Below are 13613 nucleotides of genomic sequence, written 5' to 3'. Positions count from 1 at the left end.
TGAGGAGAAAACCTGTGAAGAGCGCCGTCGAGACCTTGAGCCCGACCAGGGCCAAGCTGACCGTCGAGGTGCCCTTCGAGGAGCTCAAGCCGAGCCTCGACGCGGCGTACAAGCAGATTGCCCAGCAGATCAACGTCCCCGGCTTCCGCCGCGGCAAGGTCCCGCCGGCCGTCATCGACCGTCAGGTCGGTCGCGGTGCGGTCCTCGACCAGGCGATCAACGAGGTCGTCCCGCAGAAGTACGTCGAGGCGCTCCAGGCCAACTCCCTCCAGCCGCTCGCGCAGCCGGACATCGAGGTCACCAAGTTCGAGGACAACGACGCGCTGGAGTTCACCGCGGAGGTCGACGTCCGTCCCGAGATCGAGCTGCCGTCGTACGACGGGATCGAGGCCCAGGTCGAGGACACCGAGGTCACCGACGCGGACGTCGACGAGCAGGTCGAGGCGCTGCGCGAGCGGTTCGCGACCCTCATCGACGTCGAGCGCCCCGCCGCCGACGGCGACTTCGTCGTCATGGACCTGGTGGCGAGCCGCGACGGCGAGACCGTCCCCGGCGCCGAGGTCAACGGCATGTCCTACCGGGTCGGTCGCGGCGGCATGCTCGACGGGCTCGACGAGGCGCTGACCGGCATGGCCGCCGGCGACGAGAAGACCTTCACCTCGCAGCTGGTCGGTGGCGACCTGGTCGGCGAGGACGTCGAGGTCCAGGTGAGCGTCACCCAGGTCCAGGAGCAGGAGCTGCCCGAGCTCGACGACGAGTTCGCCCAGCTGGCTTCCGAGTTCGACACCCTCGACGAGCTCACCGCCGACGTGCGGGAGCGGCTCGGTCGCGGCAAGCGCCTCGAGCAGGCGGCCGCCGCCCGCGACGCCGTGCTGGAGGCGCTGCTCGACAAGGTCGAGGTCCCGCTGCCCGAGGTCGTCGTCACCGACGAGCTCAACGCGCGGCGCGGCAACATCGAGCAGCAGCTCGCCTACGCCGGGATCACCATGGAGAAGTACCTCGAGGACGAGAAGCAGACCCAGGAGGAGTTCGAAGCCGACCTCGAGCGCCGGGTCCGCGACGCGGTCGCCGCGCAGTTCGTCCTCGACGAGATCGCGAAGCGCGAGGAGTTCGGCATCGACCAGCAGGAGCTGTCGGAGCACATGGTGCGCCGCGCCCAGCAGGCCGGGCAGGACCCGCAGGAGTTCGCGAACCACATGTTCGAGCACAACCACATCCCCGAGCTGGTGCAGGAGATCCTGCGCGGCAAGGCGCTGGCCCGGCTGGTCGAGTCCGCCGTCGTCACCGACGCCTCGGGCGCCGTGGTCGAGCTGAAGAACCTGCGCCCGGACGGCACGATCGGTGAGCCGGAGGCCGCCGAGGCGGCGTCCGAGGAGACCGCCGACGAGACCGCCGACGAGCCGGTCGAGGAGACCGCCGCCGCGGAGTGACACGCCGGTGACCGTTCAGTGCACAACTGTGCACTGAACGGTTATCGTGGCCGGGTGCCGACGCCACCCGCCCCCGCGCCGACCTGGATCGACGCGCTGTCCCTGCTCTCGCACGTCGCGGACGACCTCGTGGTGCGCTCGGTGCGCGACACCCACGACGCCTGGGCCGACCGGTTCGGGGGCTACCCTGGTCGCGGCATCGCCGACGCGGTTCACGGCGGCCTCGGGCTCGGTCTCCGCGCGGCCTCGGCCGCCCTGGGGAAGGTCGCCGAGACCGGCGTCGGCCCGCGCCTCGAGGCCGGGCCGCGCGGCCGCTTCGTGAGCTCGGCGGTGAACGGCCTGATCGGCGACCGGCTCGCCGGTGAGCGGCCCCGGCTGGCGATCTCGATGGCGGTGCGCGACCGCGGCCACGACGTACCCCTGACCGAGCCGGACCTGGCGGCGGCGTTCCCGGAGGCGACCGGTCGGCTGGTGCTCTTCCTGCACGGGCTCTGCGAGAACGAGTCGTACTGGCAGCGGGGCCGCGAGCGCCTGGGCACGACGTACGGCGCCATGCTGGCCGAGCGGGGCTGGACGCCGGTGTTCCTGCGGGCCAACACCGGGCTCGGCGTCCGCGAGAACGGCGTCGCCCTGACCGCCCTCGGCCAGGCGCTCGTCGAGGCGTGGCCGGTGCCGGTCGAGCGGATCGCCCTGGTCGGGCACTCGATGGGCGGGCTGATCGTCCGCGCCGCCGGGGCGGTCGCCGCCGCGGTGGAGCAGCCCTGGCGGGACCTGGTGTCGGACGTGGTCACGCTCGGCACCCCGCACCTCGGCGCGCCGATCGCCCGCGGGATCGGGCACGGCAGCCGCGGCCTCGGACGGCTGCAGGAGACCGCGCCGATCGGCCGGATCCTCGACCAGCGCTCGCTGGGCGTGCACGACCTCGTCGCCGGGCTCGCCCACGACGTGCCGCCGCTGCCGCACGCGCGCTACCGGCTGGTCGCCGCCACCGTCACCGCCCGCCCGCGGCACCCGGTCGGCCACGTGGTCGGCGACCTGCTGGTGCGCGTGCCGTCGGCGCACGGGCGGGACCGGCACGCCGGCGAGCTCTTCCCGGGCGCCACGGTCCTGCACGTGGGCCGCACCGACCACTTCGGGCTGCTCAACCACCCGGAGGTCCACGCGGCTCTGCGAGACTGGCTCGCATGAGCACCCCCCGGACGAGCGGCGCCGAGCGCGAGCTGCGCGCCGAGGCCGACGTCGCCGCCCCGCCCGAGCGGGTCTGGGCGCTGCTGACCGATCTCACCAACCTGCCGGACTGGAGCCCGGAGCTGGTCCGGATGGTGCCGCTCAAGCCGGGAGGTCTCCGCGTGGGCCAGTGGTACCTCGGGATCAACCGGCGCAAGGCCGTCGTGTGGCCGACCCGGTCGGTCGTGGCCGAGCTCGAGCCCGGGCGGCTGCTCGCCTGGGACACCCGGTCCAGCGGCGCCCGGTGGATCTGGGAGCTGGAGCCGACCGACGGCGGGACCCGGGTCGTGCACCGGCGGCCGGTGCCGCGGGCCCTCACCGGGGTGAGCAAGGCCTTCGCCCCGGTGTTCCTCGGCGGGTCCGACGAGCACGCCGACGAGCTCGAGGCCGGGATGGCCGCGACCGTCGCCCACCTCAAGGCCGCCGCCGAGTCCTGATCCGGTCCGGACCGGTGCCACCGGGCCACCGAAATCCGCTGTCGGCGAACAGCGGGGGATCTGCCGTGGTTCTGTCCGTCCTTCGGGCTAGGGTCGGCCCCGTGACCCAGAACTCCAGCCCCCAGCTCAACGGCGGCGCGGGGATGAACGTCCTCGACGACCACATCTACCAGCGCCTGCTCCGGGAGCGGATCGTCTTCCTCGGCTCCGAGGTCCGCGACCAGAACGCCAACGCGATCTGCGCCCAGCTGCTGCTGCTGTCGGCGGAGGACCCCGAGGCCGACATCTTCCTGCACATCAACTCGCCGGGCGGCTCGGTCGACGCCGGCATGGCGATCTACGACACCATGAACTACATCCCGAACGACGTCGCCACGGTCGGCATGGGCCTGGCCGCCTCGATGGGCCAGTTCCTCCTCTGCGCCGGCACCAAGGGCAAGCGCTACGCCCTGCCGCACGCGCGGATCATGATGCACCAGCCGTCGTCCGGCATGGGCGGCTCGGCCTCCGACATCAAGATCCAGGCCCAGCAGTCGCTGCACATCAAGCAGGTGCTGCTCGACCTGATCGCACAGCACACCGGCCAGCCGCGCGAGCAGGTCGAGGCCGACGCCGACCGCGACCGCTGGTTCACCGCCGAGCAGGCCCAGGCCTACGGCCTGGTCGACCAGGTCATCACCAGTGCCCGTGAGGCCGCCGACGACGGCCGCCCGGCCCGTACCAAGAACTGACAGGGGCTGACATGAACTACTACATCCCGCAGTGGGAAGAGCGGACCTCCTACGGGTTCCGCCGGATCGACCCCTACGCGAAGCTGTTCGAGGACCGCATCATCTACCTCGGGACGCCGATCTCCGACGACGTCGCCAACGCCGTCATCGCCCAGCTGCTGTGCCTGCAGTCGATGAACCCCGACCAGGACATCAGCATCTACATCAACTCGCCCGGCGGCTCGTTCACGGCGCTGACCGCGATCTACGACACGATGAAGTTCATCAAGCCCGACGTGCAGACCGTGTGCATCGGCCAGGCCGCCTCCGCGGCGGCGATCCTCCTCGCGGCCGGCACGGCCGGCAAGCGCCTGGCGCTGCCGAACAGCCGGATCCTCATCCACCAGCCCTACACCGAGGGCACCTTCGGCCAGACCTCCGACATCGAGATCCAGGCCAACGAGATCCTCCGGATGCGCGAGCTGCTCGAGAAGATGATCAGCGACCACAGCGGCCGCTCCCTGGAGGAGGTCAGCCGCGACATCGAGCGCGACAAGATCCTGACCGCCGAGGGGGCCGTCGAGTACGGCCTGATCGACGCCGTCCTGCAGTCGTTGAAGGGCACGCCCGCCCTCGCCTGACCGGCCTTCCGGCGTACCCCTGTGCCGTCCGCGCAGTTCGTGTCTCTCCACCCGACCGGGGGTGGCACGGGGTACCGTCGGGGGAGCTCGCACCACCCGCTGGACCCGCAGATGTACCTGAGTCGGAGGATGACCACCCGTGGCACGTATCGGTGACGGAGGCGACCTGCTGAAGTGCTCCTTCTGCGGGAAGAGCCAGAAGCAGGTCAAGAAGCTGATCGCGGGTCCGGGCGTCTACATCTGCGACGAGTGCATCGACCTGTGCAACGAGATCATCGAGGAAGAGCTCAACGAGGGCACCGAGGTCGGGCTCGACGAGCTGCCCAAGCCCAAGGAGATCTTCGAGTTCCTCAACTCCTACGTCATCGGTCAGGAGCAGGCGAAGAAGTCGCTCGCCGTCGCGGTCTACAACCACTACAAGCGGGTGCAGGCCGGGCTCCAGCCGATCGCGGGCAAGCACAGCAAGGAGGAGGTCGTCGAGGTCGCGAAGTCCAACATCCTCGTGATCGGACCGACCGGCTGCGGCAAGACCTACCTGGCCCAGACGCTGGCCCGGATGCTCAACGTCCCGTTCGCGATCGCGGACGCGACCGCGCTCACCGAGGCCGGCTACGTCGGCGAGGACGTCGAGAACATCCTCCTCAAGCTCATCCAGGCCGCCGACTACGACGTCAAGAAGGCCGAGACGGGCATCATCTACATCGACGAGATCGACAAGGTCGCCCGCAAGGCGGAGAACCCGTCGATCACCCGGGACGTCTCCGGCGAGGGCGTGCAGCAGGCGCTGCTGAAGATCATCGAGGGCACCACCGCGTCGGTGCCGCCGCAGGGCGGGCGCAAGCACCCGCACCAGGAGTTCATCCAGATCGACACGACGAACATCCTGTTCGTCGTCGGCGGCGCGTTCGCCGGGCTCGAGCACATCATCGAGCAGCGGGTCGGCAAGAAGACGCTGGGCTTCACGGCCGAGGTGCGCGGCAAGGCCGAGCGCGAGGCCGAGGACCTGCTGGCGCTCGTGCGGCCCGAGGACCTCACCAAGTTCGGCCTGATCCCCGAGTTCATCGGCCGGCTGCCGCTGATCGCGAGCGTCTCCAAGCTCGACCAGGAGGCGCTGGTGCAGATCCTCACCGAGCCCCGCAACGCGCTGGTGAAGCAGTACCAGAAGCTCTTCGACCTCGACGGCGTCGAGCTGGAGTTCACCCAGGACGCCATCGAGGCGATCGCGGACAAGGCGATGGAGCGCGGCACCGGCGCCCGCGGCCTGCGCGCGATCATCGAGGAGGTCCTGCTCCACGTGATGTACGACGTCCCCTCGCGCGGCGACATCGGCAAGGTCATCGTGACGCGCGAGGTGGTCATGGACGACGTCGCGCCGACCCTGGTGCCGCGCGAGGTCGAGGCCAAGAAGAAGAAGTCCGCCTGACCGTCGCGACCCCTGGCCCGAAGTGATCAGGGCGGTCTAGTCCGAACGGGCCATTTCGAGCCACGGGTTTGGCGACCGATGGTCTGGACCGCCAGACTCTCGACCGCCATGAACCGTCGCCGCGGGCCCCGCCTCCTCCGTGAGCACAAGCCGCCGCTGGTGGCCTTCGTGCTCGTCCTGGCGACCTCGGTGGTCATGCTCGCCTACATGGTCCGCAGCGAGGCCGCCGTCGGCTGGGTCGGCCGCGGCCTCGGCGCCGCCGGCGGCGGCATGCCGCTCGCCCAGCGGGTGATCGGCGGGCATCCTCTCCAGCCGGAGCCGGCCCAGCCGGTGGCCGTCGCTCCGGTGCCGGTCGTGCCTCCGACCCAGGTCGCACCGTCCGGTGCGGCCCTACCTCCGGGCGCGGGCGGCACGGGGGCGCACGGCCACGGACCCGGCCACGGACCCGGCCACGGCGACGGCCCGGCCCTCTCCACCCCGCAGGCGGACCCGCCGGCCTCCGCCGCACCACCGGCGACCGAGCCCTCGAGCACGACCTCGAGCGGCCCCGACCCGGTGCCCGGCCCCGACCCGGAGGAGCCCGGACCCGACCGCGGTCACGGGAGCCGCGGCGACCACGGCGCGGACCCCGGCGAGGACGACGCCGATGACCCGGGCGACGACCACGCGGACGACCCGGGCGAGGGCCACGGCCACGACCACGGCGAGCACGATCACGGCGAGCACGGCCACGGCGAGCACGGCCACGACGAGCACGGCCACGACGAGCACGGCCACGACGAGCACGGCCACGACGAGCACGGCCGCGACCGTCGCTGAGCGTGGTGCGGTCACCGACGGCCGGTCACCACCCCCGACTCGACGGTCAGAAGTCCCGACTCGACGGGTCAGAACCCACGACTCAACCGTCGGTGGGGGCGAGCTCCGCGTCGACGGTGATCTCGGTGGCCGTGTCGTCCACGGTGAAGACCAGGTCGCCGGTGACCCGGCCGGTGCGGCGCAGGTCGTCGGCGGACTGCTCGGCCGCGCGGACCAGCGCCTCGGGCCCCCGGATCTCGACCCGCGACAGCTCGGCGCGCATCGACACCTTGGCGCTGGACTTGGCGCCCCGGATGCCGATCAGCGCGGCGGCCACCGCGTCGAGGGTGCTCGCGTCGCTCGCGGCGGCCGACCCCAGCTCGACGACCGTCGGCCAGGAGGCCCGGTGGATCGACCCCTCCTGCCACCACGACCAGACCTCCTCGGTCACGTAGGGCAGGAACGGCGCCAGCAGCCGCAGCTGCACGTCGAGGGCGATCGCCAGCGTCGCCTTCGCAGAGGCGGTCGTCGCGCCCTCGTCCGCGTAGGCACGCTCCTTGACCAGCTCGAGGTAGTCGTCGCAGAACTCCCAGAAGAACTTCTCGACCGTCTCCAGCGCGCTGGTGTAGTCGTAGGCCTCGAACGCGTCGGTCGCCTTGGTGACCACCTCGGCGAGCCGGCCGAGCAGGGCGCAGTCGACCGGCTCGGAGACCTCGAACGGGTTGACGCTGGTCGCGCCGACCCCGCCGAGGACGAACTTCGAGGCGTTGAGCACCTTCATCGCCAGCCGGCGACCGACCTTCATCTGGCTCTCGTCGAACGGTGAGTCCAGACCCGGCCGGGCCATCGCGGCCCGCCAGCGGACGGCGTCGGCGCCGAACTTGTCGAGGATCTCGGTCGGCACGACCACGTTGCCCTTCGACTTCGACATCTTCTTGCGGTCCGGGTCGACCACGAAGCCCGAGACGAGCGCGTGCGACCAGGGCGCGACGTGGTTCTCGAAGTGCGAGCGGACCACCCGCGAGAACAGCCAGGTGCGGATGATGTCGTGGGCGTGGGTGCACAGGTCCATCGGGAAGACCCGCTGCCACAGGTCGTCGTCGCTCTCCCAGCCGCCCGCGATGTGCGGGGTCAGGGACGACGTCGCCCAGGTGTCCATCACGTCCGGGTCGCCGACGAAGCCGTTCGGCTGGCCGCGCTGCGCCTCGTCGTACCCGTGGGGCGCGACCGTCGACGGGTCGAGCGGGAGCTCGGCCTCGGTCGGCAGCAACGGGTGCGCGTAGTCCGGCTCGCCGTCGGCGTCGAGGGGGTACCAGACCGGGAACGGGATGCCGAAGAAGCGCTGCCGGGAGATCAGCCAGTCGCCGTTCAGGCCGCCGACCCAGTTGTCGTAGCGGTGCCACATGTGCTCGGGGATCCAGGTGATCTCCCGACCGCGGTCGAGCATCTCCTGGCGCAGGCCGGCGTCGCGACCGCCGTTGGTGATGTACCACTGCCGGGTCGCGACGATCTCGAGCGGCTTGTCGCCCTTCTCGTAGAAGTTCGTCATCCGGGTGGTCGGCGTGGGCTCGCCGTCGAGGTCGCCGGTCTCGCGCAGCTTCGCGACCACCGCCTCGCGGGCGGAGAACGCCGTCTTGCCCTTGAGGTCCTCGTACGCCGTCGCGGCCGGCTCGTGCGCGAGCCACTCGGGGGTCTCGCGGGACAGGCGCCCGTCGCGGCCGATCAGGGTGCGGACCGGCAGGTCCAGCTCACGCCACCAGGTGACGTCGGTCAGGTCGCCGAACGTGCAGCACATGGCGATGCCGGCGCCCTTGTCCATCTCGGCGGCCGGGTGCGCGAGCACCGGGACCTCGACGCCGAACACCGGACTGGTGACGGTCGTGCCGAACAACGGCTGGTAGCGCTCGTCGTCGGGGTGCGCGATCAGCGCCACGACCGAGGGGATCAGCTCGGGACGCGTCGTCTCGATATGGAGCGGCGACCCGTCCGGGCGGTGGAACGCGACGCGGTGGTACGCGCCGGCGTACTCGCGGGCCTCGAGCTCGGCCTGCGCGACCGCGGTCTGGAAGGTGACGTCCCAGAGCGTCGGGGCCTCCTGCAGGTAGGCCTCGCCACGGGCGAAGTTGCGCAGGAAGGCGCGCTGGCTCACGGTCTGCGCGGCAGGGCCGATCGTCGTGTAGTGCTGCGACCAGTCCACCGAGAGGCCGAGGGTGCGCCACAGCTGCTCGAAGACCTGCTCGTCCTCCACGACCAGGCGCTCGCACAGCTCGACGAAGTTGGGTCGGCTGATCGGGAGCTGGCGCTTGGGGTCGGGCTTCTCGGGCGGGGTGAAGTCGGGGTCGTAGGGGAGCGAGGGGTCGCACCGCACGCCGTAGTAGTTCTGCACGCGCCGCTCGGTCGGCAGGCCGTTGTCGTCCCAGCCCATCGGGTAGAAGACGGACTTGCCCCGCATCCGCTGGAAGCGGGCGACCAGGTCGGTGTGGGTGTAGGAGAACACGTGCCCGACGTGCAGGCTGCCGCTCACCGTGGGCGGCGGGGTGTCGATCGAGTAGACGTTCTCGCGCGGCTGGGTGCGGTCGAAGGCGTAGGTGTCGTCGGCCTTCCACCGCTCGCTCCAGGTGGCCTCCAGACCCTCCAGCGCAGGCTTGTCGGGTACGGCGACGACGCGCGGTGCTGCGGTCTGCGTCGTGTCCACCGTGTCCGGTGCCTGGTGAGCCTGCGTGTCGGTCATGGACGAAATCCTAGGGCGGGGTCGTCGCGGCCGGGAAACCGGTTGTGCGGCGGGTGCCGCGATGGCTGACTTCCCCCATGCCGTTCGACCTGGAGCTCACCGACGATCCCGCCGCCTTCCTCGCCGCGGCCGGCGACCACCTGGCCGCCGACCCGGTGGTCACCACGGTCGTCGCCACGGTCACGGCGCGGCTGGCGAGCGGCCGCGACCACGCCGGGGCGCCGCACCGCCCGCACCGCTGGTGGGCGCTCGTGCGGGACGACACGGAGTCCGTGGTCGGCGTGGCGATGCGGACCGCGCCGTTCGAGCCCTACCCCGCCTACGTGCTGCCGATGCCGGACGACGCTGCCGTCGAGCTGGCCCGGGTGCTGCACGAGCGGGGCGAGGTGCTGGGTGGCGTGAACGGTGCCCTGCCCGCAGCGCGACGGGTCGCGGACGAGACGGCTCGGCTCACCGGCGCGACGGTGACCGTGCACGAGCACCTGCGGCTCTTCGAGCTCGGCGACCTCGTGGTGCCCCCGGCCCCTCCCGGGGGCCTGCGGCCCGCCACGACGGCCGACGCCGACCTGGTGCTCGCGTGGTACCGCGCCTTCGGCCGGGCCGCCGCGGAGCAGGCCGGGCGCACGGGGGAGCACGGCTCGCCGACCGAGACGTTCACCATGGCCGACGTGCTCGAGCGGATCGCGGCCGGCGTGGTCTTCCTCTGGGACGACGAGGACGGCGAGACCGTGCACCTGACCGCGACCAACCCGCCGGCGTACGGCGTGGTCCGGGTGGGCCCGGTCTACACGCCGGGCGAGCACCGTGGCCGCGGCTACGCGAGCGCCGCGGTCGCCGAGGTGTCGCGCCGGATCGTCGAGGCGGGCGACCGGGCCTGCCTGTTCACCGACCAGGCCAACCCGACCTCGAACAAGATCTACGAGGCCGTCGGCTACCGGCCGGTGGTGGACATGGTGAATCTGCTGGTGGGCTGAGAGTCCCTAGACTCGTCCCACGATGAGTGAGACCCCCGCAGACCGCCTGAGCCCCCAGCCGGACGCCCGACCGGAACCCCGACTGGCCCCCCGACTGGCCGAGACCTTCGACGAGGTCGAGGACGCGCTCCTGTCCCGCTGGCCCGAGAGCCGGCTGGAGCCGTCCCTGGACCGGATCCAGGCCATCACCGAGGTGCTCGGCGACCCGCAGCGCGGCTACCCCGTCATCCACCTCACCGGCACCAACGGCAAGACCTCGACCTCCCGGATGATCGACACCCTGCTGCGCGCGCTCGACCTGCGCACCGGGCGGTTCACCAGCCCGCACGTGGAGCGGATGACCGAGCGGATCTCGGTCGACGGCGAGCCGCTGACCGACGAGCAGTTCGTGCGGGCCTTCAACGACGTGGCGCCCTACCTGCAGCTGGTCGACGACAGCCAGGAGCACCCGGTGTCGTTCTTCGAGACCGTGGTCGCGATGGCGTTCGCCGCGTTCGCCGACGCCCCGGTCGACGTGGCCGTCGTCGAGGTCGGGATGGGCGGGTCGTGGGACGCGACCAACGTCGCCGACGCCGCGGTCGCCGTCGTGCTCCCGGTCGCCGTCGACCACGTGGCGTACCTCGGCGGCACGCCGGCCGACATCGCCGTCGAGAAGGCCGGCATCATCAAGCCGGGCTCGGTCGCGGTGCTCGCGCAGCAGTCTCCCGAGGTCGAGGAGGTGCTGCGGGAGCGGATCGCCGAGGTGGGCGCGAGCGTCGCCCGCGAGGGCGTCGACTTCGGGGTCGTCACTCGGGTGCCCGCGGTCGGCGGCCAGGTGGTCTCGCTGCAGGGCCTGCGCGCGAGCTACGACGAGGTGTTCCTCCCGCTCTACGGCGCCCACCAGGCGCAGAACGCCGCCGTGGCACTGGCCGCGGTCGAGGCGTTCGTGGGCGGCGACGCCCTGGACGCCGACGTGGTGCGCGCCGCCTTCGCCGAGGTCACCTCGCCCGGCCGCCTCGAGGTCGTGCGGCGCAGCCCCACCGTCGTGCTCGACTCCGCCCACAACCCCCACGGCGCGGCCGCGGCGGCCGAGGCGATCGAGGACTCGTTCGCGTTCTCCCCGCTGATCGGCGTCGTGGGCGTGATGGCCGACAAGGACCACGAGGCGCTGCTGACGGCGTTCGAGCCGGTGCTCGCCCACGTCGTGTGCACGCAGAGCTCGACCGACCGGGCCCTGCCGGCCGAACGGCTGGCGGAGGTCGCCCGTGAGATCTACGGCGAGGACCGGGTCAGCGTCGCGACGCGGCTCTCGGACGCGATCGACCAGGCGGCGGCGCTCGCCGAGGCGGGCGAGGCCTTCGGGGACCCGCTGGGCTCCGGGGCCGTCCTCGTCACCGGGTCGGTCGTCACCGTCGGCGAGGCGCGCTCGCTGCTGGTGCGCCCGGGGGAGCGCTCGTGACCTCGGCCCCCGACGACCTGCCCCCGGACCTGCCCCCGGACCTGCCCCCGGACCTCCCGCTGGAGCGGGAGCGGTCCCCGCGCCGCGGCATGTGCGCCGCGGTGCTCAGCCTCGAGGCGGTGACCCTGGGCCTCACCACGCCGGTGATGATCAGCGTCGCCGGCGTCGACACCGCGACCGCGCTCTGGGTCGGGCTCGGGCTGGCCGTCGCCTGCCTGCTGCTGGCCGGCATGCTGCGGGCGGAGTGGGCCTACAGCGTCGGCTGGGTCATCCAGGGCGCCGCCGTCGGGCTCGGCTTCGTGATCCCGCTGATGTTCGTGCTCGGGGGGATCTTCGCGCTGCTGTGGGGCTCGGCCTACCTCCTGGGTCGCCGGATCGAGCGCGAGCGCGACGCCGCCTACGCCGCCTACGACGCCGCGCGCCGCTCACCCGAGGCCTGAGACCAGCGCGGCCAGCGCGCGGTCGAGCTCCTCGTCGCTGACGCCGCCGAACCCGACCACCAGCCCGGTCAGCCCGCTGGACCGGCAGTAGCCGGACAGCAGGGCCACGCCGAAGCCGGCCCGCCGGGCCGCCTCCTGCGCGCGCAGCGCGTCGGGCTCGGGCAGCAGCCAGGTCGAGTACATCCCGGCGACCGGCCCGGCCGGCTCCGCGTACGGCGCGAGCGCGGCCGCGACCCGCGGAGCCCGCTCCGCGTAGACCCGCCGGGCGCTGCGCACCACCTGGTCGACGTACCCGTCGCGCAGCAGCGCGAGGAAGGCGCGCTGCACCGGCCACGCGGCGCCCTCGTGGGTGACCACCCGGCGGTCGTTGATCCGGTCGAGGAGGGCCGGCGGCGGGACCAGCCAGCCGAGGCGGAGGGAGGGCGCGACCGACTTGGCCGCGGTGCCGAGGTAGGCCACCCGCCCCCGGTCGAGGCTGGCCAGGGCCGGCACCGGCGCGACGTCGTACCTGAACTCGGAGTCGTAGTCGTCCTCGACCACGACCGCCTCCGCCGCACCGGCGGCGGCGAGGAGCGCGACCCGCTCGGGCCCCGGGAGCACCCGGCCGAGCGGGTGCTGGTGGGCCGGCGTCACGTAGGCCGCGACCGCCCCGCGCAGGTCGGTGACCGGCGCCAGCGCGGGCAGGTCCCGCACCGGGCGCCCCAGGCCGCGGACCGTCTCGACCGCGGCGCGGTAGCCGGGGTCCTCCAGCGCCACCGGCCCGGGCGGCAGCACGGTGAGCAGGTGCCGCAGGCCGTCGGTGGTGCCGTTGGTGACGACGACCTCGTCCGGGTCGACGGCGAGGCCGCGGGTCCGGGCCAGCCGGTCGGCGAGGAGCGCCCGCAGCTCGGGGAGGCCACGCGGGTCGTCGTACCCCCGCGGCGGGCGCGCCGTGGACACCTCCCGCCAGGCCCGCCGCCAGCCGGCGCCGTGCCGGGGGTCGATCCACGGCGTCCCGGCGTCGAGCCGGACCAGCGCCGGGGTCGCCCGCGCGCCGACCCGGGTCGGTACGGCGGCGCGGGCGGCGCCGGTCGCAGCGACGTAGGTCCCCGAGCCGCGGCGCGCCTCGAGCCAGCCCTCGGCGAGGAGCTGCTCGTAGGCCTGCTCGGTGACGGACCGGCTCACGCCGAGCTCGCCGGCGAGGGCACGGCTGCTCGGGAGCCGGTCGCCCCGGGCGAGGGTGCCGTCGACGAGCAGGTCGCGGACCCGGCCGGAGAGCTGACCGCCCAGCGACCCGGGCAGGGAGCGGTCCAGGGTGATCGGCAGTGTGACGGGCAGGGTGACCATCCGGTTCCTCTCCCGGAGCAAAGTGTCCTGTTGATCTG

At 72.7% G+C, this 13613-nt stretch carries 12 protein-coding genes; 10 read left to right on the top strand and 2 right to left on the bottom strand.

Annotated features, from left to right (window positions below; all coding sequences use genetic code 11):
• Positions 1-14 precede the first annotated feature (14 nt).
• From tig to ACILQ5_RS08515, 7 genes are all read left to right on the top strand, one after another.
• Positions 15-1430 carry a trigger factor gene (gene tig / locus ACILQ5_RS08545; RefSeq protein WP_395657563.1) on the top strand — a complete coding sequence of 472 codons (1416 nt, stop codon included), beginning with the start codon at positions 15-17 and terminating at the stop codon, positions 1428-1430.
• A gap of 54 nt (positions 1431-1484) precedes the next feature.
• Entirely contained in the window at positions 1485-2618 is a 1134-nt protein-coding gene (locus tag ACILQ5_RS08540) for an esterase/lipase family protein (protein WP_395657562.1), read from the top strand.
• Positions 2615-3094 (top strand): SRPBCC family protein, encoded by a 480-nt coding sequence (locus tag ACILQ5_RS08535; RefSeq protein ID WP_395657561.1) that lies wholly within the window; start codon positions 2615-2617, stop codon positions 3092-3094. Before ACILQ5_RS08540 ends, ACILQ5_RS08535 begins: the two co-directional genes overlap by 4 nt.
• 143 nt (positions 3095-3237) lie before the next feature.
• The gene (locus ACILQ5_RS08530; protein ID WP_395657633.1) at positions 3238-3825 is read left to right on the top strand and encodes an ATP-dependent Clp protease proteolytic subunit; all 588 of its coding nucleotides are present in this window, start codon (positions 3238-3240) and stop codon (positions 3823-3825) included.
• Between the two features lie 11 nt (positions 3826-3836).
• Complete coding sequence (locus ACILQ5_RS08525) at positions 3837-4445, top strand: ATP-dependent Clp protease proteolytic subunit (protein WP_395657560.1); 609 nt, start codon at positions 3837-3839, stop codon at positions 4443-4445.
• A 139-nt stretch (positions 4446-4584) separates the two neighbouring features.
• The gene (gene clpX / locus ACILQ5_RS08520; protein WP_395657559.1) at positions 4585-5868 is read left to right on the top strand and encodes an ATP-dependent Clp protease ATP-binding subunit ClpX; all 1284 of its coding nucleotides are present in this window, start codon (positions 4585-4587) and stop codon (positions 5866-5868) included.
• A 108-nt stretch (positions 5869-5976) separates the two neighbouring features.
• Entirely contained in the window at positions 5977-6687 is a 711-nt protein-coding gene (locus tag ACILQ5_RS08515) for a hypothetical protein (protein ID WP_395657558.1), read from the top strand.
• 82 nt (positions 6688-6769) lie between these two features.
• On the opposite strand, the gene valS is transcribed toward ACILQ5_RS08515, so the two are convergent.
• Complete coding sequence (valS, locus tag ACILQ5_RS08510; RefSeq protein WP_395657557.1) at positions 6770-9397, bottom strand: valine--tRNA ligase; 2628 nt, start codon at positions 9395-9397, stop codon at positions 6770-6772.
• Positions 9398-9474: 77 nt separating this feature from the next.
• Here valS and ACILQ5_RS08505 point away from each other — a divergent pair, with 77 nt between their 5' ends.
• From ACILQ5_RS08505 to ACILQ5_RS08495, 3 genes are read left to right on the top strand one after another with little or no spacing between them, the layout of a single operon-like run.
• Positions 9475-10371 (top strand): GNAT family N-acetyltransferase, encoded by an 897-nt coding sequence (locus tag ACILQ5_RS08505; protein WP_395657556.1) that lies wholly within the window; start codon positions 9475-9477, stop codon positions 10369-10371.
• A 22-nt stretch (positions 10372-10393) separates the two neighbouring features.
• Positions 10394-11809 (top strand): bifunctional folylpolyglutamate synthase/dihydrofolate synthase, encoded by a 1416-nt coding sequence (locus ACILQ5_RS08500; RefSeq protein ID WP_395657555.1) that lies wholly within the window; start codon positions 10394-10396, stop codon positions 11807-11809.
• Positions 11806-12249, top strand: a complete 444-nt coding sequence (locus ACILQ5_RS08495; protein ID WP_395657554.1) for a DUF4233 domain-containing protein — start codon at positions 11806-11808, stop codon at positions 12247-12249. Before ACILQ5_RS08500 ends, ACILQ5_RS08495 begins: the two co-directional genes overlap by 4 nt.
• Here the strand turns inward: ACILQ5_RS08495 and ACILQ5_RS08490 are convergent.
• Positions 12235-13575: a PLP-dependent aminotransferase family protein gene (locus ACILQ5_RS08490; RefSeq protein ID WP_395657553.1), complete on the bottom strand. Its 1341-nt coding sequence runs from the start codon at positions 13573-13575 to the stop codon at positions 12235-12237. The genes ACILQ5_RS08495 and ACILQ5_RS08490 overlap by 15 nt on opposite strands.
• Between the last annotated feature and the right edge of the window lie 38 nt (positions 13576-13613).

This window comes from Nocardioides sp. (genome assembly GCF_044226305.1).
Classification (GTDB): Bacteria; Actinomycetota; Actinomycetes; order Propionibacteriales; family Nocardioidaceae; genus Nocardioides.
Note: the sequence above shows the minus strand (reverse complement) of the source record. Positions and strands in the feature narration are given on the sequence as shown.

Excerpts from the sequence above, each read along its gene's own strand:
- ACILQ5_RS08500 (WP_395657555.1), top strand. The coding sequence starts at position 10,394 with ATGAGTGAGACCCCCGCAGACCGCCTGAGCCCCCAGCCGGACGCCCGA.
- ACILQ5_RS08490 (WP_395657553.1), bottom strand. The coding sequence starts at position 13,575 with ATGGTCACCCTGCCCGTCACACTGCCGATCACCCTGGACCGCTCCCTG.
- ACILQ5_RS08530 (WP_395657633.1), top strand. The coding sequence starts at position 3,238 with ATGAACGTCCTCGACGACCACATCTACCAGCGCCTGCTCCGGGAGCGG.
- valS (WP_395657557.1), bottom strand. The coding sequence starts at position 9,397 with ATGACCGACACGCAGGCTCACCAGGCACCGGACACGGTGGACACGACG.
- ACILQ5_RS08535 (WP_395657561.1), top strand. The coding sequence starts at position 2,615 with ATGAGCACCCCCCGGACGAGCGGCGCCGAGCGCGAGCTGCGCGCCGAG.
- ACILQ5_RS08515 (WP_395657558.1), top strand. The coding sequence starts at position 5,977 with ATGAACCGTCGCCGCGGGCCCCGCCTCCTCCGTGAGCACAAGCCGCCG.
- ACILQ5_RS08505 (WP_395657556.1), top strand. The coding sequence starts at position 9,475 with ATGCCGTTCGACCTGGAGCTCACCGACGATCCCGCCGCCTTCCTCGCC.
- ACILQ5_RS08525 (WP_395657560.1), top strand. The coding sequence starts at position 3,837 with ATGAACTACTACATCCCGCAGTGGGAAGAGCGGACCTCCTACGGGTTC.